The sequence below is a fragment of the Xenorhabdus mauleonii genome (genome assembly GCF_900113945.1).
Taxonomy (GTDB): domain Bacteria; phylum Pseudomonadota; class Gammaproteobacteria; order Enterobacterales; family Enterobacteriaceae; genus Xenorhabdus; species Xenorhabdus mauleonii.
This window is the reverse complement of the sequence record NZ_FORG01000003.1, coordinates 134,534-152,791: the sequence shown is the minus strand read 5'-3', so window position 1 is coordinate 152,791 and position 18,258 is coordinate 134,534. Positions and strand designations below refer to the sequence as shown.

Genomic DNA, 18,258 nt, shown 5'->3' with positions numbered 1-18,258 from the left:
TGCACTCCCTATACAAACATTTTGCTCAAGCAGGCTTGCTTGATGTTATTGAGCTTGGTTATTTGTTGTTGGTGTCGGTTGATTAGGTCATCAAGCTTTTTAAAGTAGTTGCCGATAGCGATTTGTTCTTCTTTTGTAGGAATAGTTACAGTCTGGCTTTTTACAATATCGGAGTTTAGGTTAATCTGGCTTCCTGGTTGGCCAAATTGTTGCCACTTTGCTTCAAAGGATTTTAACCATTGATACATAAACTCAAGTTCAAAAAGCGGTTTTTTGAATATTAAGAAACCATCGTGAACCCCAGTTTGAACATAGTTAACTACAGGTTTACCAACACTAGCTGCTATGCTTAACAGCAGGTGTTTCTCATGCAATACACGAGTCTTTTCTTGGCCAAGTTTTGAAATTCTTTGTTCCAAATAGTGGATCCTGCCATCTTGCTCGGTCACATCTCTAATGCGTAACCAACCAACACTTGATTGATTGTCGAACCATTTAGGATCTTCTATCGGGCGAGGGCTTGCACCACGAACAATTTCAGCTAATTCACCTAATTCCTTCTCCTCCCATTCCCCACTGAACCCTTTAAAACGAATTTCTGGCATGGTTTTGCCTTGTTTAGGGAACATTTTTTCCAGCATGGATTTTTTAAACTTGCAGAGTTTGTCATGCTTTTGTTGATGTTGGTTGATAAGCGCGTCAAGTTTTTGAAAGTAGTTGCCTATTTCATTGCTTTCAGAAATATTCTTAGGAACAAAAAAACAAGAGGTGGATACAAGTCCCCAATCAGAACGAGGCATTTTAGAGCCCGCTGAAAGGTTTGAAATAAATTCAAATCTATTGGTTTGAATTAAAGAAAACAAAAACGTACTTGCAACATTGTTGGCACGTAACACCCAAAAATCTCCAACTGCGAGTCCTTCAAAGTCAGCTAGAAACCAGTTTTTCAGATAGGGTCGCAATTTTCCAAATACAACATCTCCAGCTTCAAATTTTAAGCCAGTTTTAAAGTTTTTTTTCTGCTGGATGTCCTTATTGAATATGCCTTTCCCTGCGACTATATCTTCGTATTCAACACAAGCTAGACATGTACTTTGATGATGTGTTGATACTCTTGTAGCGAAGTGTGAAAATTCTCTCTCTTGCCACTGATCATTAAATCCCTTATACCGAATCTCAGGCACCTTTTTATCCATACTCATCTTATTCCCCCTTCAATAAGCTGGTAAGCTCAGCTAAGCCCTGCATATCAAACTCATTGCCAGTGAGCTCACCCATCATTTCCGCCAGTTCTTGCTTGGTGGTTTTTATCGCATGGGAGACTTGCGAATAGGTGACGGCATATTTATCAGCAAGGGCTTGCACTTGGCGGGTTAGCTGGCTAATCACTGCGTTTGGCATAGCTACGAGTTCGGTGCTTAATGGTGCAATCCATTTAAGGTGCAGCAGGTTGTTCACTTGTTCATCGGTTAATGCTTCGATGGTTTTTTTGGTTTCTGAGTGCAGGGCAGCGGCCGCATCTTTGACCATTTTTTTCAGGTTTTTTTCTTCATCAATTAATTTGCTTGCGCGAATGATTTTGGCTTCATAGCTTTCTTCTGCGAATTTAACGTTGCTGTCTTTTTGTTCTTTCAAGAAGGCTTTGGCGGCCTTGCTTAATTCGGCATTGGCAAAGCCGTCTTTGTTTTCTTTGACCGTATCTTGTTCTTTTTCTTCTTCGGTCAGAGATTCTAAAATTTCTTCCAGCGTGCTGGCGATTTCCGTCAGGTGGGTTTCTTTATCTGCCAGGGCTTTTAAGTCATCACTTAAGTAAGTTTTCTGCACTAAATCAAAGGGCAGTATGTGGCCTTTCCAACCTTCTTGTACTTCGGTGTCCTGGCCGTTTTTTTTCTTTATAACAATATTGGGGTCAACTTGTTTGGTGGCGGCAAAGCCTTCGGTTTGCATCATTTCTAAATCGGTGCTGATGAGTTGCCATTGGCTGTTTAGATATTGATAAGCCTGGTATTTGTCGATTAAGGCAATGGGGGCTAAGCGAGAAAATAGCTCGGCACTTAATACCGATTCTTGTTGGTTACGTTTTACACTTTCCCAGTTTTGTATTAACTGGGCATTTAGGTGGTCATCAAAACCATTAAAGGCTTGCTTATAGGTGCTTATAAATTCTAACACTTGCGGATGTCCGCTAATGTTGGCATTGACGTCTTGTTTATTAATAGCCAGCTCACTGTAAGCGGCTGATTTTGGGGTAAACAAAGCACTGCGCAATTGCGGGAAGGCTTGCCAAAAGTTGTCTAACAGGGCAATTTCGCTATTGGGAATACCGCCGAGCATGGTGGCGTGTAAATCCCAGCTTTCTGCCGCTGCTGAAGAATCCACATAGCGTGGTATGTTGAGATTGTAACCATTGTCGCGCAGGGTTTCTTTGCTCACCAGTTGCGAGAACTTGTCGATACTCTCTCGGTTAATCACCGCATCAGTAATGCGCTTGATATCACTGGCTTGCAGTTTGTTGTTTTTGCCTTCTTTCATAAAGTGTTTGGAGGCATCGACCACCAATACATCGGTGTTTTGGCGTTTTTGCTTGAGTATCAAAATCACCGTAGGAATGCCGGTGCCAAAAAAGATATTGGCCGGTAAACCAATAATGGCATCAATATGATTCTGTTCAATCAGTTGCTTGCGAATTTCACCTTCTTCACCACCACGGAACAAGACACCATGAGGTAGCACGATAGCCATAATGCCATCGGGCTTTAGGTGATAGAGGTCGTGCAGTAAAAAAGCAAAATCCGCTTTGGTTTTAGGTGCCAGGCCAAACCGTGAATAGCGTGGATCGCTATCTTTAAAGCTGGGGTCCCAGTTTTGTGAGTAAGGCGGGTTGGACACCACGGCATCGACATGTAAGGCGTAGTATGAGCCTTGAGGATCGCTGTCATCAAAATACGGCCAATCCTCTTCCAGGGTGTCGCCATTACGGGTTTTAATGTTGCTGGCTTTAATACCGCGCATGATGAGGTTCATACGGGTTAGGTTGTAGGTATTGGCTTTTAACTCTTGGGCGTAATAGGTGATGCTGTCTCTGTTTTTAGCGTATTTCTCGACCGCTTCACCGATATTGATCAGCAACGAACCAGAGCCGGAAGTGGGGTCGTAAATTTTGATGGTATCTTTGTGTTTTAACTCGTGGGCGATGATGTTCGACATGAGTACCGAAACTTCATGAGGCGTGTAAAATTCACCGGCTTTTTTACCCGCATTGGCGGCAAATTTTTCAATCAGGTATTCGTAAATGTAGCCCAGTACGTCATACCCTTGATTGCCATTCATCGGGATGCTTTTGATCAGGTGTAGTAAGTCGCTGATGGCTTTGGTGCGTTTGCCTGCACTTTCACCCAGTTTGCTTAAACCTGTTTCCAGAGTAGTAAAAATGCCTTCAAACAGTTTTTTGTAAGTGGGCGAAATCAAGCGGCTAAAGGCCGAGAGTGCATCGCGCACGTTGGATTCATCAAATTCGGATGTTGGATCAACCCATGTAGAAAACAGATTATCGTAGGCAATAAAGTAACCCAAGTTGCTTTGCACGTATTCAACGATGTCAGCGTCTTCTTCATTGAGGGTTTTGATGTCTTCGGGCGTCATACCTTGTTTGGTGACAAACAGCACTAGCTGGTCGCTTAGGTACTTGTAGAAGATAAAGCCGAGTATGTAATCTTTGTATTCGTTGGCTTCAATTTTAGAACGCATCTGGTTAGCGGATTCCCAGATTTTCGCCGCAAGCTGCTGTTTATTCACTATAAATCCTATTTAGGCAATTCTTTCTTGAAAAAGGCTATTTTAGGTTTTGATTGTACGTTTGATAAGAGCTTCTTGCTAGAGGGAATGCTTTCAAGCCTGAGTTGGTAATGCTTATAGCCTAGAACAAGCAAGTCTCATCATGGCTGATTAGCTTCAGGTTATGCAGAAATGTAACCAAGGCATTGGTATTTATTGGTGTATAGCTGTTTTCAGAACTAAATTATTTTCTTGGTGAAGTTTTTGTTTAGATAAGAATTAATTATTTTTCAATTTGTTAATTATTATCAATATCCTTCACCATTTTTTCTTCTCACCTCCCTTTTGGTACGACATAACGTGTCGTACCAGTACTGCATATTGGTACGACATAACGTGTCGTACCAGTACTGCATAATCTCCCATATCAATATCAGGTTACTTTGGGAGTATAGGACTGTTCTCACCATGAAAACACAGCATGATCATTATAACTACCTGTCTGTCAGGTTATCGTTCATTATCAGCAGGTTGCTGGCTGGTGAATACCTTGCGCTAAAAACGTTGGCTGATGAGTTTGGCGTTTCAGAACGCACGCTACAGCGGGATTTTCAGAATCACTTGATTCACCTGGATCTTGAACATTTCAGCGGCAGCTATCGACTTACCCGGCGAACGGGCTGGGAGCACTTACTCAATACCTTTGCGTTTATCTGTAATTCCGGGATGTCGGGGATTATTCCGGCTCAAAACCGCAGATTGATGGACTGATTACCAGTAATTCCGGGGGAGTTGCCAGTAAAATGAGATGTGATGTTTTTATAAGCAGAGGGGGAATTCGAAAAGTGTTATTCAAAGATTACGAACTCCGCAGCACTGCCATCTACATCGTAGATCTCTGGCATACAAAATAAGAACGATGAGGAAGTGCTTTTTACGTTAACGAGTATTGCTTTCCGATTATTAACTCTTTTTTGTGTTTTTTACACATTAATGTGTTTTAATGGCATCCATTACTTCTAAGTCGGAGGGATGTCATCTTGCAAAACAAAATCAAAGAACTTCGTACCCAACTGTCAATCACTCAGCGTGAGTTGGCAGGTATGGTGGGTACCAGTCAACAGCAGATCCAGCGCATCGAAACAGGGAAAGTTGCGGCTAAGTTAGGGTTGGCACAAGCGATTAGCAGTGTTCTAAAGAAACCATTGACGGCTGTTTTTCCGGATAGCGATAACTTGCTGAAGAAAATGCGCAATCAGAGCAGCCGTAGTGACGATGAACTGGAAAAAATCGCTGCTAATGGTATTGAAATGGATGGTTGTATTTGGACGGTGAAACTCTGGTTACGAGGGCAGCAAGATTATTTACTATTACCTATTTCTCCGGCTGATAAGCGTCGTTTTTACTCATACTTTCAAGAAAACCCAGCGCCAGGTTATGAGCATTTTTTTGTTTTCGATTCTGAGCAGCATCGTTATGCCTTAAATGCCCGAGAAGTAATTTTCCACCAATTCCTGTTCGATGCTTTTTCACCTATTCCAGATGAGGAGGATAGCGATGCACATGAGGAAAGCTATGGGGATGTCCATATCACTATGGTGAATGGTAGCCCTGTTATTGAGCTGTGTTGTGAGCCTGAGAACTCTGAGGACGACGGAATTGATGATATTGGTCAATTGAATGCATTTTTTGACATTCTTGAATCAGAGCCGGAATCAACAGAGCGATATCAGTTAACCGACATAGATGGAGAGGATGCTTTCATCCGTATTGGTTCTATTGCGATGGTCCGAATAGCGCTTGATGCTTTAGAGTCTGTCGAGGAAGATGATGCGTAATAGGATTCGGCATCTTAGCCAAGTCATGCTCGTCCGGGTTCGATGCCGAAAATCAATGAAATTATGTGTTGGTATAACATCATTACGTTTATTGTTAATTGTTTTGAATTAATAGGTTGAGTGATATGTACGAGTCCGGCCTTCCCATAAAACAAGACGCAAAATGAAGCGTCTTTTTTTATGTCTGAAATTCCTCTCAATAACCTTCAACCATCTGATAAATCAATAAATATACCTAATTGGCTTGCCGTTCATAAAGAAGTAAGCGATATGTTAATTGATGATGTGGAAATTCTATCGTTTAATCCCTGTAATGACACGACTGTTGGTCTCAGATTGCAGCTCCCTCAGACAAAGAACCTAGAGGACGTTACCCATTGAGCAATACACTAACTGATATAGATTTGTGTGAGGCGTTATCTTATGTCTTTGTTGATAATGAAATCGACTATAACTATATCGCTTCTGTAGCAAAAAATTTCCCGCTTGAACATGTAGAAATGGTCTTCTTCGAGTGGGTTGCGCCTGTGTGTTATTTCAACGGATTGACTCCTATTCCTCCTGTATGGACTTTTTTCGATCGTGAGCAGCTTTGGGCAGATATTCAAACTGTTAGAAGAAAACAAACAACAGTGAGTACGATAGGAAAGATAAAAGAAAACATCAGACGATGCTTTTTACGTAAGTATTTTAAAAAAGAGTGGCAGCATTTGAAGACAATGATAACAAGCTGATTTTTTCTTTTTATATTGTGTTTTCTTAAGTGCATGATGTTTTGAATGTATTAATCAGAATATTACATTGTTAATCTAATTTATGATTTTTTAATAATGATGCGTTTTTTGAACGAACAATAAGGAAATACAATGCATAGTGATTATGCCGCACTTTGTTATGGTAAATGGTACAGCTGGGAAAATCGTCACGCTCAGGAAAATATCAGCATGCCGGGTATTTATGCAATCATGATCACTCATGATGATTACTCAGGCCGGAATTTTAATTGGCAAGATGACATTACTTATATTGGCATGACCGTTGCTAAAAGTGGGTTAAAAGGAAGGCTGCAACAATTAGAAAACTCTTTGGTCGGTAAATCTGGGCATAGCGGTGGCAACAGAATTAGGGAAAAATTTATATCTGAAGGCTATGGTTTGTATGATACGGCAAATCATCAATGGAGCGATGGTAAAAAACTATTTGTCTGTATTCAGGCCATTACTTTAAATCCTATGGATAGCTTACCAGAAAGATTAAAGAAGAAAGGATTCGTCGCTAATTTAGAGTATTTGGCTTTTGCTAAATATGTTGAAACTAATCCTAGTCATGAAATGCCGAGTGGAAATAAGGCGCATTCAATTTAATTGATTTGGTTTAATAGGCGTTTTTGCTTATTCAAGGCGTCTATTTTTATTAAGGCAACATAGGGAAGTCATATCAAGGTCAAAAAAACTATTCACGCAGCAACAACTCATTGGGCTGCGCGAATAAAATCAAGTCTTGCTATTCAATCCGAATTTTCAAGGATTGCGTTGCGGTTAAGAGCGTTTCAGCAACATACTCACTGCTTGGGCCATGCGCCATCACTGAAGCCACACGCTGAGTGGTAAAGCTTTCTGGCGGTAATGCGACCTGACTGCCAAGAGGAAGCTCCGTGAGTACATGGTCTAATCCTGGGGTTTCGAGGACGACATCATCATATCCTTCCAAACCCTGATATTGACCTTTCCGGTCGGTGAATAAAAACCGAATCCCAGCATACGACATGCTCTTCGGGGAACTTAAATCTGGTTGTTGCCCCGTCGCTACCTTGAGGATATTAGCGACATGATCAATACCCGTGCTACGCGGAATTAAGTGAGTGGTAATATAATCGCCGCCAGGACGCCCATTGATTTCAATAAGGCTGAATTTATCGTCTTTTATTTTCCCTTCAATATGCAATGTGCAGTTGTTACATCCTAATAGTTTCACCATCTGAACGACTTTGCTTTGTACGTCCAACGTTGCGCTTTGGCTGACTGTTGCCGGGAAAATATGTTGTAACTCAAAATGGAAAGGTTCTGTGGTCTGTTTGTCGGTGATGCCAACCACTTCGACCTTGTTCTGATAAACCAGCACTTCTACGCTAACTTCATTACCATCAATGAACTGTTCAACGATAAATTCATTTTTATGGCCGTCAAAAATAGGATCTTTGCTAGTTGCAATCAATGTGGTCAATTTATCAATAACGTTATCGAGATCGCGATGATCCTGAAGGATAAATATCCCTTTAGATCCATTACCGCCGGTAGGTTTAATCACAGCCGGATAACCCACCGTTTCCATCGCGAGCTTCAATTCATCCAATGTAGAAACTTGGCAGAATTTTGGACACAAGCCGGCGATAGAGGAAACGGCTTGGCGTGCACGGTATTTGTTCCTGACTGTCTGTACTGTTTCTGATGACATGCCAGGAAGATTAAGGGTTTCATTGATACGGGCGACAAAACCCAGATCAAGATCCGTCCAACTGACGGCTCCCACTATCTTGTGCCGGGATGCCACATCCTCGACAACTTTCAATGCTTCTGCATAATTTGAAGTATCACAAACGTGCCATTCCGCTACATGTTGCTTGGCCATCTCAGGAACCGCACGGGCAATCAATACAACAGATAATCCTAGCCGCTTTGCTGCGGCCAGAACTTCAAAACGTTCCCCGTTAGTACGTCTTAATCCGGCATAAATAATTACTGGGTTACTCATTTTAACTCCTTGCATTTGTAGGATATCTCAACATGCTTTCCCACTAGGTATAGTGAAAACCTACTTACACTCCGGCGCTCCGTACAGCTTGATCAAAAACCGGCAACCGGTCTGGATTAGGAAATGTCACTGGCTTGAGTTGATCGAACCATACTGCGTTGCTGTCGTACGCCGCCAAGAAAGGGCGGCGACATAAATGAGGCTCTCGTGCTTGCAAATACTGTAGAGAAAAGTATTTTTTCCCATCAAATTCAAGGATCCCATCAACCATAACTTTACCGCTCGTTGCTGACATGATCGGCCCTCGCACTGAACGCGCTAAACCTGAAATCTGGGAATAAGCGGCCTGGAATATCTCATACCCCTTCGATAAGGGAACTTCAAAATACTGTTTAGGCCCAGTATCCCTTTCAACAAACATATAATAGGGAATACACCCCAATCGAACCTGCCGGGTCCATAGGTCAACCCAATTCTGAACATTATCATTAATATGCCGCAGCAAAGGCGCTTGCGTTCGGATAATTGCGCCGGTTGCCAATATTCTGCCAATCGCCTTTTGGGTTTCCTTTGGCTCAAGTTCGCGCGGATGATTAAAATGCGCCATAAAAGCCACGTGCCGCCCGCTTTTCACGATCTTTTCAAAGAGCAGCAGCAGCTCATCTGCATCATTATCAGTGGTGAAGCGATAAGGCCAATAGGTCAAGGCCTTGGAGCCAAATCGAATCGTGCTGATCCCTGTTTTCTCCAACAGCGGCAAAATATAACGTTCCAACACTTTAGTACGCATGATCATGGGATCGCCTCCCGTAATCAATACGTCCGTTACTTCAGGGTGGTGCTGAAGATATTGCACCAACTGGTCAACATCGCGTGATTGGAAGCGATCCTCGCTTTCGCCAACAAATTGCGCCCAACGAAAACAAAAGCTGCAATATGCATGACAGGACTGCCCTGCACTGGGGAAAAACAGCACTGTCTCACGGTATTTATGCTGTATTCCACCTAATTTAATGTCGTCTAAAACGGGAATATTTAACGCTTGACCAGAAGGATGGGGATTTAATTCATTGCGGACCTGTCTTATCTCCGAGACTAAATCAGTACGCTCGCGACTACGCGCCTGATCGATACGCTTGAATTGTGATTCCGTTAGCATCCCATGCTGGGGGAATACCAACTGAAATAAAGGGTCACTTACGCCAGCATCCCAATCAATAAGATTATCAAGAACAAATTCATTTACGCGAAAAGGTAATACCAGCGAAGTGACATCGAAGGTATTACGATATGATTCCGGCAGCTTTGCCCAATATTTGGTATCACGAAATTTATTCGCTGTCATAGGAGAAAATGATTTTATCTCGCTAAGCATCTTAACACCTCTAATTGCAGTCACCCGTTAAAAACGTGCGCAAACACAGCTGTGTTAGTCACAGAAAAAATAACTTATAAAAATATTATCCAATGGTATTTATATAATTAATGCTGCACATTTTTTAGCTCGTGATTCATCCAGTCAACATCCAATAAAGTAAAGTCAGGATAACCCAGCCCCAACGGCGCAATAAGATTGCGGGAGAAGTTTGGCGTAATGGGATAAAGTGCCACAGAAAGGCTGATCAGCGCTTTTGCTACCAACCTTGCCCGCGTTCTGTTAAGCGCTGAATTCACAAAGAGTGGCTTCTGCATCAAGCTGGCATCTTCTATAAATGTTTGCATCTCATCAATAAAAGAGATAATGCCTCGCATCAGCAACCGTACATTTGGCATCACTGGGGAATAACACTGGCGGATTTGCTCGTCAAACCAGGTACAGTGGCTAAAAAACGAAACGCAATCGGCTGACCATTGACCGGGGCCCGGCAGTTCGCCATTTTGGGTCACTTTGGCGATTAGCGCCTGCGCGATTGCCACACAAGCTTTCAGTTGACCATGCCAAAATTCGACGTTAAAAGCTTCAAATTCCTCTACACGGAAATCGACGGTTATTCTGTTCGCCCTGAATTTACACAAGTAGAACCGCAAAGGCTCGGCATTTTCTGCCGTAACATATTGATCAACCCAAATGGCATGATTGCGTGACGTAGAGAATTTTTCGCCATTCAAGGTCATCATCTGGTTTGGCAGCACATGACGAGGGACGAATCCCGGTAGGCCAATGGCCGCCAATACAGCAGGGATAACCAACAATCGTCCAAATGAATTATCCACACCGAATAAAATAGCCAGCTCAGGAAAATCCTCCTTGGCGATTTCATTCCAGCGGAGCTGCATTCCCTTGAGTTCACCGATTTTCTCGACTGCCAACAGATGACGGGGCACATACTCCATAGGTACAGTAAATTTTAGGTGCTCAAACCCGGCAATATTGACTGGGATCCCCGCCGAATTTGGATTAGTCAGACATACCTCTGGCAATTCCTGAGAAAGCCAGCTCTCCACATAAAGCTTCGCTTGTGTCGGCATCAACTCATTGGAGATAAAAGCTTCGATTTCTTTCCTCATGCCCTCCAGACGAAGGAATAATCGCTTCAGGGGCTTATGCGTTAGGGGCTCGCCTGCCAGATTAACCGGATTCTTTAAGTCCGCATCCAGAACTAATGCCCCGCATCCTTCACATTCTGTCCCTGATGATTCCCCACCACAGTGTGGGCAATCGCCATGTACAAAAGCATCAACGCAAAACTGCCCTGTCCGTACATCAAAGGGGACATTATGCACCCGCTCGACGATCAACCCCTGATCCATTAGGCGAAACAACACTTCATGCACTATTTCCGTACCACGTTTACAGGGGCGAGTTTCCAGAAATATATCTTCATTAACGCCCAGTAATCTAAGCGATTTTTTTAGACGCTCCGTGTTTTTTTCTGCCAGACTATAATAGTCAACCCCGGCTGCATTCGCTGCAATCTGTATGTGCTCCAAGTGGCCGTGGGTCCCCTGAACCAAATAAGTTTCCCTGCCATTCATTCTCGATATTCTGGCTAAAACATCAGCAAACATAAACGGCCCACCGGCATGCCCCACATGCATACCGCCATTGGGTGTCAACATAGCAGGCACAATCAGCAACGGCTTTTGTGGATCTTTATCAATTTGATTTCGCTCAATCAGATTATTGTCAAAAATTTCTTGGTTATGCCACCAGACCGTTTGCATCACAGCCCCTTGCTCTAAGGCTTCAATTCGATGACGCTGCAAGGGTTCCACACGTATACTGTCGCCCCGTTGCAATATAAAACTCGAACCATCCATATGAATCCGTACCGAGCCACTGATTATCGTCCAAAATTCAACTTCAGTATGATTATGCCTTTCGGTACTGCTACCGGGCTTCATATTCATGAGCCGAATGGAAACCGCTGAATCTTCCGGTATGGGATTAATACGAAATATATCGCCATCCCATTTTTCATCCGACATGTTTTGAGAGCTCATCACATTAAAAACTTCAGAACGTTTCATTAATTCACCTCAAGCAAATGACTTAAATCACGGTAATCAGCGGTTACGCTATGAAACTGCTTTTTCTGGCTATCGGCTTCACATTGAAAAATTCGACATGTTTTTTATGATGGCATCACCAACAACCTTTCCGCGTTCGGATATTCCAGCAAGCGTATGTTCGGTAGGGCCGTGTTGCCCCATTGCATGATTCATGACAAAAATTGAAGCATCTATTTTATCTTTTAGTTTCACCATGAAATCTTCATTGACGACAACTTCATTCTCCTGAACGACAGGGTCAAGCGGCGCAAGCAAAGCAGTATGGCGGATGTTTTCAAAACCTGTGGCGCAAATCAGATAATCGAGGGAAACACTTTGATCTGGCATGTGCCTATAAACATCTTTCAGCACAACGGTTATGCCTTTATCACCAACCTCAGCTTGCCTTATTTCTTTATAGGGGAGTAAAGATAATCGTTGCTTTTTAGCGATGCGATCATTGAACGTTTGTCTGTAAATTGCAGATAAGACATCTTCTGTTACTGTAGAAAAATTAGTATTCCTGAGCGCCTGCAATGCATCCAAACGGGCATTATCACTGAGCTGGTAGAAATTCTTCGCCTGTGGGAATGTATATATATCATTCACAAATGGATTAGTGTCTGTTCCTTTAAACGTGAAGTTGCGCGAAATAACACTAACCTTGCCAGCCCCGGTTTCTTCCAGCAGGAAGCGCACTATTTCCCCCGCACTTTGCCCGCGGCCAATAACCCCAATGTGGCTTTCTGAATTCAGATTTTTTAAATCAATACATTGCAATAGATGATTCGAATGACATATTGGAGCGTTATCAATTCTTAGCTCTGGCGGAATAAAAGGCTCGTGCCCTTGTGACAGGATTAATTGATTGGTGAGGATTTTCTCGATCTCTCCCTTTCCATTAGAGAGCTCCACTTCCAGCAGCACTTTACCGCTGGCAGCGTCAGTTACTTTACTTACACTGCGTACTTCATGATTAAACAGTATGTAATCTTTTAGCTTCTCGCCAACCCAAACAAGGTAATCTGAAAATAGATTTCGTGATGGGTAATAGGTATTTAGATGTACAAACTGATGCAATGCGCCGATTTCATTAAGGTAATTGAAAAAGGTATATTTGCTGGACGGGTCTCGTAGGAACGCTAAGTCTTTTAGCAAAGACACTTGTAACGTTGAGGTTGGCAATGCAAGCCCCGGATGCCAGACATTATTTGATCTTCGCTCAACTAATATAATTTTGTGGCTACCTGACAGAATTCCTATATCGTCAAGATAGCTCAACGTAGACAAATTAGCCGGGCCAGCGCCAACAAATAAAACATCAATAGCCCTTGTCATCAAGTTCCCCTTTCAGCATTTCTTCAAGTATTCCAGTCGTAACGATAATGGCGTTACTGCCATGTCGCAGGCCGCGTAAAAAATTTAATGCGCAGGTTTGCATCACTGGATGATGGGGGTAAATGAGTCCAGACTGTGGCTCGGACAATACGGTTACAGCCGCTGCAATTGCAAATGCTGCCGTGGTATAAGCCATTGCTGTTGAAGTTGCCGGCGCTGCGATGTGCAACGTTAGGCTGCCATGTTGCCCGTCAGAATCTTCGACTACCCAGCGACAAAGAACAAAATCATTGTCGAGTTTCGTTTCAACCGTGGTCTTTGTATCGGTACGCGTCAACAGCTTCTCTGCGATATCACGTATAGGCAGCTTTTCCTCGCTAATAGTGACGCAATCATCGGATAACAAACCAAGTTGCGTGCAAGCCTGTGCCGCTCGCGCAAATCCCGGCCAGCGCAGTGTGCGCTGAGAAAAGTGATCCACCTGTTGTGAAAATATAGAAGCGGTGGTCGCCATCATCGCGTCATCAAAAGCTTCCAGAAGGCCAATATGCTCGAAGTATACGTGTTCTACCTGCGAGAAACGTGGCGTACTTAGCACTGCGCCATCGCGAATCGACAACGATATTCGCGGATCGATAGGCAAGCGCCGCCCGAATACCTGCTTATAGCCGAAAATTCCGGAGGGGTGCTGCGGAAGTCCTCCACAGTAGGTGATTAAGCTGTTAATTTTCGGCACTTGCGACACCATACTGGCTGCAAATCCCTCAATTAAACCCGGCTCAAGCCCGGTTCCCATCAAGATAGGACTATTTGTAGATTGCAGTTCGATTTCGGTGATAAGGGGATCATTAATATCAGGCCGCCCCAGCATGAGGATCGGCACATTATACTGTTCTGCCAATTGCTTAAGCAGGTGACGACCATCCTGCCATGACGTTGCCAGAATCACACAATGAAAAGCGGCCAGCCGATTCAACTCTGCAAAAATAGATTCACTGTCCGGCACCGTCAGCGTTCCATTTTGAATAAAGGAGTGCCCCTCTTTTCTAATCAGTTCACGCCGATCTTGATCGCGATCGAACAGAGTCACCTTTGCGCCTTTTTCAATCGATTGCCAAGCAACCGCTTGGCCAATATTGCCACCGCCAATCACTACGATATGCAGACCTGACATGGTCATGAAGCGTCCCCCTATGTTGTCTCGTGTTACTCTCTAGCCCCTAAACCCCATACAATTTTAACGATGAGAACTTCATCAAGAACCGAAAAATCGATAGTTAACTAACTAATGAAAAAATAAAATGTTATTTTTTGTTTTCAACAAAGAAAAAATAATGTTAACAACGGTGGGCGGCTTCATTACATTGTCAAGTATAGGGATGTGGTTGGAACAAAGTTTCTTTGAAAGACCTAGGCAGTGTCCGGATAAATCTTGAAGTAAAAATATTATGGTTTTGTTTTTTATTAAAAAAATAAAAAAACATGCAATGGTAAATGATCCATTTCAACACTCACATGCACGTCTGACAAAGATAAAAGTCTCGTCTGGTTGCTTGTGTTAATCGATTGGTTACGTCAATTTCCAGAGTTTTATTTACAATAAATTAACATTGTGACTCCTTGTGAACATATGATTCAGTGATTTCAGTGCCTTTGAAGTGTGATCTCTTATCGTGATTAATTTAATTCGCTGCTTTTCTATCTCGGAGAACGTGACTTATGAATAGTGGGACGGTTCTACTGGTAGGTTGCCCGATCAATCAGGCATCACGCTGTATTTCTCAGGCAAAAGCCCGGGGCCTGCAAGTCGTGGTATTAGAAACAGCAGAATTAATCGAGAAGGGGCAGGCTGTGCTATCGGCAGCGGATCAGATCGTAACGATGCCCAGTAAAGCTGTTTTTCACGTCAAAAAATGGCTGGAGGGACAGCCTGAATTCCCTAAAATTGATCATATTCTCACTTTCTCCGAGTATGCCGTAGAAGCCACCGCGCTTATCGCCCAATATCTTAATCTTCCCTGGAATACACCAGACAGCATACGCGTCATTAAAGATAAATTTTTACTCCGTAATAGGCTGAAAGAAAAGGGATTTAACCAGCCTGATATAGCAGCTTGTTCAACAATCCAAGAGGCGATACGCTTCCTCGAACAATCTGGTCGTCGGGGGCCGTGGATAGTAAAACCTCGCATCGGTTTAGGGAGTGAAGGCGTATCTATAGTGCGTCAGAAAAGCGATTTACAGGCTGCGTTTGACAATCTAAGCCAAGAAGACAGGCAGGCATTCCTCATTGAGGAATATGTATTTGGCCAAGAATATAGCGTTGAGGGCGTATTAATCTCCGGTGAGGCCCAATTCTTCGGCATTACAAAGAAATTACTTATCGATAACGATACCTTTATCGAGTGCGGCCACATCATTCCAGCGCCGATATCTAAAAACTTAGCACAAAAAATTTACGCTGAAGTCCGTAACGCCATTGATGCCGTAGAATTACGCTATGGATTATTCCACGTCGAATTTTGGGTAAATGAAGATGTAATCACCTTGGGAGAAATTCATGCCCGCCCGGGTGGCGAATTTATAAACTGGCTGACCGAACTTGCCACCGACATAGAAACTTATGGTATTGCACTGGACGATCTCCTAGGCCGGGTAGTTCCGCCTCCTGTTGCGTGGCCAAGCAATGACTATGTATTTTCAAAATCAGCCGGAATAAATTACCTTCAGCCAGCGCCTGGCATCATTGAACAAATGGGTGATCTGGAAAGCATTCGTCAGCATCCGAATTGTGTCCGTTTACATTGTACGCTCCGCACAGGAGATACCGTGCCGGAAGTTACCTCGTGGAAAGATTTGGAATCTATTGGTTACTTGATAGTTTCAGGTGAAACCTCCGAACAAGTTGAACAATATCTGCGCCATTTTCAACAAGAGGCCGCGATTATTACAAGACCAAACACCCAAATGAAATCATGATAAAACGATAACTTCCCTTATCATCACTAGACAATTTGATAATTTAAAATGATATTTATAATTTGTGAATACACAATATTTTCATTCAGTTATCTGTCCGCCACAGCTATTATCTCCGTCTATTTAGCTGAGTTTTTGCATTTGAACGCGGGAGTTATAGGTGCCATCCTCATGGTGGCGGCCATTACATCTCGATCATCCAGAATATTGGCAGCCCCTATCATCAACGCAATACCTTCACGCCAAGTCATGCCGATCATGTGTTTTGTGACTGCTCTCGGCTATTTTTTCCTGTCCAGCACCAGCAACATTTGGCTTATCGGTTTCAGCTTATTCTTGATTGGATTCGGTTACGCCAGTAATAGTATGTATGTCAAAGCGCTGGTCGCTGAGTATCAATCTTCAAAAAATAGTCTGCTATTGCGTTACGCTGGGCTGAATGTTTGCTTTAACATTGCTGCTGCACTGGCTCCTTTGTTCAGCACTTATGTTTTCACTCATATAGGCCCGCAGTCCCCATTCTTTATTTCAAGCCTCATCCTGTTCGGCGCTACGCCATTGGCATACTTCTTTCATTCATCAAATACCGTGCTTACACCACAGGTGGGGTTGTGGTATTCATTTAAGAAACACCTTGTCAATAAACAGCTTAACTCATTATTTTTGTTAACCATCCTTACCTGGATGGTCTACGCCCAGCTAAATTCGGCACTTCCCCTTTATGTCACCGTCGTTCTAAACCAATTGGAGCTGCTCGGCCCTTTGCTTTTCATGAATGCGATCATTGTGATCGTTTTGTCTTATCCGATAGCAATGTTCTTCTCCCGTTATAGCGTGAGTTCAAATACCTTATTGCTCTGGGGATTTTTTCTCTATCTCTTCGGCTTTAGTATGATAATTATCGGCAGCGGCATTATCTATGTTACCGGAGCGGTGATTTTCTGGACTCTGGGCGAAATGCTGATGATACCGGCCTTATCGACATTTCTGGCTGAAGTATCACCACCAGAAATGCGTACCAACACCATTGGACTGAATTCAATTGCGGTCGGGATTGGTGAAGGCATTGGGGGATTTATTGGCGCTACTACCGTGCTATTCCATCATAAATTTCATCAAGGAAACTTGTCCTTCATTTATATTTCAGGCATCGCTTTACTTGGGATTCTTATTACGTTTTATGTAAAAAAATCAAATATAACTCAGGGGTAGACGTTATTAGCAACCCAAAGGAACCCATTAGATTTGCTGCCTTAAAACTTGCAGAGGTAAAAGGGAACAAAGCGCGATTTACGGAAATTCAGATTGTGAATATCTTAAAGCTGGCGGCTCTGAATTAATATTAATTAATGGGGAGTGGGCAGGGACACTTCAAACTGTCAACACAATTATTATCTATACTTACCAATCGCTTGACTTATCGCCTAAATATAATCAATATTTCCGCCCCATTCGGGTAACAGTAATCCAAACTATAACTATTGGAGGAAGTCATGCAGCTTTCGGATTTAGGAAATAGAATTTGCATTATAGGGCCTTCGAATAGCGGCAAATCTACTCTTGCGAATGCAATCTCAAGGAAATGCGGTTTAAAAGCGGTTCATTTGGATCAACTTTTTCATTTACCCAATACCGATTGGCAAGCACGTTCACGTGATGAATTTATTTCATTGCATGATATGGCAATAAAGGAGGAGAGTTGGGTTATTGATGGGAACTATAGCAAACTTTTGCCGCAACGTTTAGCCAGAGCAACTGGGGTCATTTTCTTAGATATTTCAACGCCAGCAAGTCTGTTTCGCTATACATATAGAACACTATTCCAACGCCAACGCTATGGCGGACTGGAAGGCGGAAAAGACAGTATTAAATGGGATATGATCCATCATATTGCTATCGTTACACCAAGGGAGAAAAAATGCCGAGAGGCTCTTTTTGAACAACTGGAGATTCCCAAAATTAAACTCTCTTCCATCAAGGAGATTAAAAGGCAATTTGATAAATGGGAGCTTACTCGGTAGCTATTTTAGTAAGCTATGCCCCATTGAATTTTATCGAATATCAATAACGAATATTCACCGATTGG

General features: G+C 42.9%; 14 protein-coding genes. 7 read left to right on the top strand and 7 right to left on the bottom strand.

Features of this window, described 5'->3' with window-relative positions; all coding sequences use genetic code 11:
- Positions 1 to 8: 8 nt before the first annotated feature.
- Positions 9 to 1,202 carry a restriction endonuclease subunit S gene (locus BM100_RS23390; protein ID WP_211284489.1) on the bottom strand — a complete coding sequence of 398 codons (1,194 nt, stop codon included), beginning with the start codon at positions 1,200 to 1,202 and terminating at the stop codon, positions 9 to 11.
- A gap of 1 nt (position 1,203) precedes the next feature.
- Positions 1,204 to 3,795, bottom strand: a complete 2,592-nt coding sequence (locus BM100_RS03790) for a type I restriction-modification system subunit M (protein ID WP_092508102.1) — start codon at positions 3,793 to 3,795, stop codon at positions 1,204 to 1,206.
- 447 nt (positions 3,796 to 4,242) lie between these two features.
- Here BM100_RS03790 and BM100_RS03785 point away from each other — a divergent pair, with 447 nt between their 5' ends.
- The 4 genes from BM100_RS03785 (at position 4,243) to BM100_RS03765 (ending at position 6,976) form a co-directional block, all read left to right on the top strand.
- Complete coding sequence (locus BM100_RS03785) at positions 4,243 to 4,545, top strand: HTH domain-containing protein (protein ID WP_244590592.1); 303 nt, start codon at positions 4,243 to 4,245, stop codon at positions 4,543 to 4,545.
- Between the two features lie 269 nt (positions 4,546 to 4,814).
- On the top strand, positions 4,815 to 5,612 hold the full coding sequence (locus BM100_RS03780) for a helix-turn-helix transcriptional regulator (protein ID WP_092508100.1): 798 nt from the start codon (positions 4,815 to 4,817) through the stop codon (positions 5,610 to 5,612).
- Positions 5,613 to 5,989: 377 nt separating this feature from the next.
- On the top strand, positions 5,990 to 6,346 hold the full coding sequence (locus BM100_RS03770) for a DUF7079 family protein (protein ID WP_092508096.1): 357 nt from the start codon (positions 5,990 to 5,992) through the stop codon (positions 6,344 to 6,346).
- Positions 6,347 to 6,478: 132 nt separating this feature from the next.
- Entirely contained in the window at positions 6,479 to 6,976 is a 498-nt protein-coding gene (locus BM100_RS03765) for a hypothetical protein (RefSeq protein ID WP_092508094.1), read from the top strand.
- A gap of 139 nt (positions 6,977 to 7,115) precedes the next feature.
- Here the strand turns inward: BM100_RS03765 and BM100_RS03760 are convergent, their stop codons facing one another.
- The 5 genes from BM100_RS03760 to BM100_RS03740 all read right to left on the bottom strand — a co-directional run bounded on the left by BM100_RS03760 (position 7,116) and on the right by BM100_RS03740 (position 14,373).
- On the bottom strand, positions 7,116 to 8,363 hold the full coding sequence (locus BM100_RS03760; RefSeq protein WP_169924671.1) for an ATP-grasp domain-containing protein: 1,248 nt from the start codon (positions 8,361 to 8,363) through the stop codon (positions 7,116 to 7,118).
- Positions 8,364 to 8,427: 64 nt separating this feature from the next.
- Positions 8,428 to 9,738 (bottom strand): KamA family radical SAM protein, encoded by a 1,311-nt coding sequence (locus BM100_RS03755; RefSeq protein ID WP_092508090.1) that lies wholly within the window; start codon positions 9,736 to 9,738, stop codon positions 8,428 to 8,430.
- Positions 9,739 to 9,845: 107 nt separating this feature from the next.
- Complete coding sequence (locus BM100_RS03750) at positions 9,846 to 11,834, bottom strand: class I tRNA ligase family protein (protein ID WP_092508088.1); 1,989 nt, start codon at positions 11,832 to 11,834, stop codon at positions 9,846 to 9,848.
- 78 nt (positions 11,835 to 11,912) lie between these two features.
- The gene (locus tag BM100_RS03745; protein WP_092508086.1) at positions 11,913 to 13,193 is read right to left on the bottom strand and encodes a SidA/IucD/PvdA family monooxygenase; all 1,281 of its coding nucleotides are present in this window, start codon (positions 13,191 to 13,193) and stop codon (positions 11,913 to 11,915) included.
- Positions 13,177 to 14,373 carry a saccharopine dehydrogenase C-terminal domain-containing protein gene (locus BM100_RS03740; RefSeq protein ID WP_092508084.1) on the bottom strand — a complete coding sequence of 399 codons (1,197 nt, stop codon included), beginning with the start codon at positions 14,371 to 14,373 and terminating at the stop codon, positions 13,177 to 13,179. The genes BM100_RS03745 and BM100_RS03740 overlap by 17 nt, the downstream gene beginning before the upstream one ends.
- A 539-nt stretch (positions 14,374 to 14,912) precedes the next feature.
- On the opposite strand from BM100_RS03740, the gene BM100_RS03735 reads away from it, so the two are divergent.
- From BM100_RS03735 to BM100_RS03725, 3 genes are all read left to right on the top strand, one after another.
- Positions 14,913 to 16,172 carry an ATP-grasp domain-containing protein gene (locus BM100_RS03735; RefSeq protein WP_092508082.1) on the top strand — a complete coding sequence of 420 codons (1,260 nt, stop codon included), beginning with the start codon at positions 14,913 to 14,915 and terminating at the stop codon, positions 16,170 to 16,172.
- 48 nt (positions 16,173 to 16,220) lie between these two features.
- Positions 16,221 to 17,384, top strand: coding sequence for an MFS transporter (locus tag BM100_RS03730; protein WP_092508080.1), 1,164 nt, complete (start codon positions 16,221 to 16,223; stop codon positions 17,382 to 17,384).
- A 281-nt stretch (positions 17,385 to 17,665) separates the two neighbouring features.
- Positions 17,666 to 18,193, top strand: coding sequence for a P-loop NTPase family protein (locus tag BM100_RS03725; protein WP_092508078.1), 528 nt, complete (start codon positions 17,666 to 17,668; stop codon positions 18,191 to 18,193).
- Positions 18,194 to 18,258 lie beyond the last annotated feature (65 nt).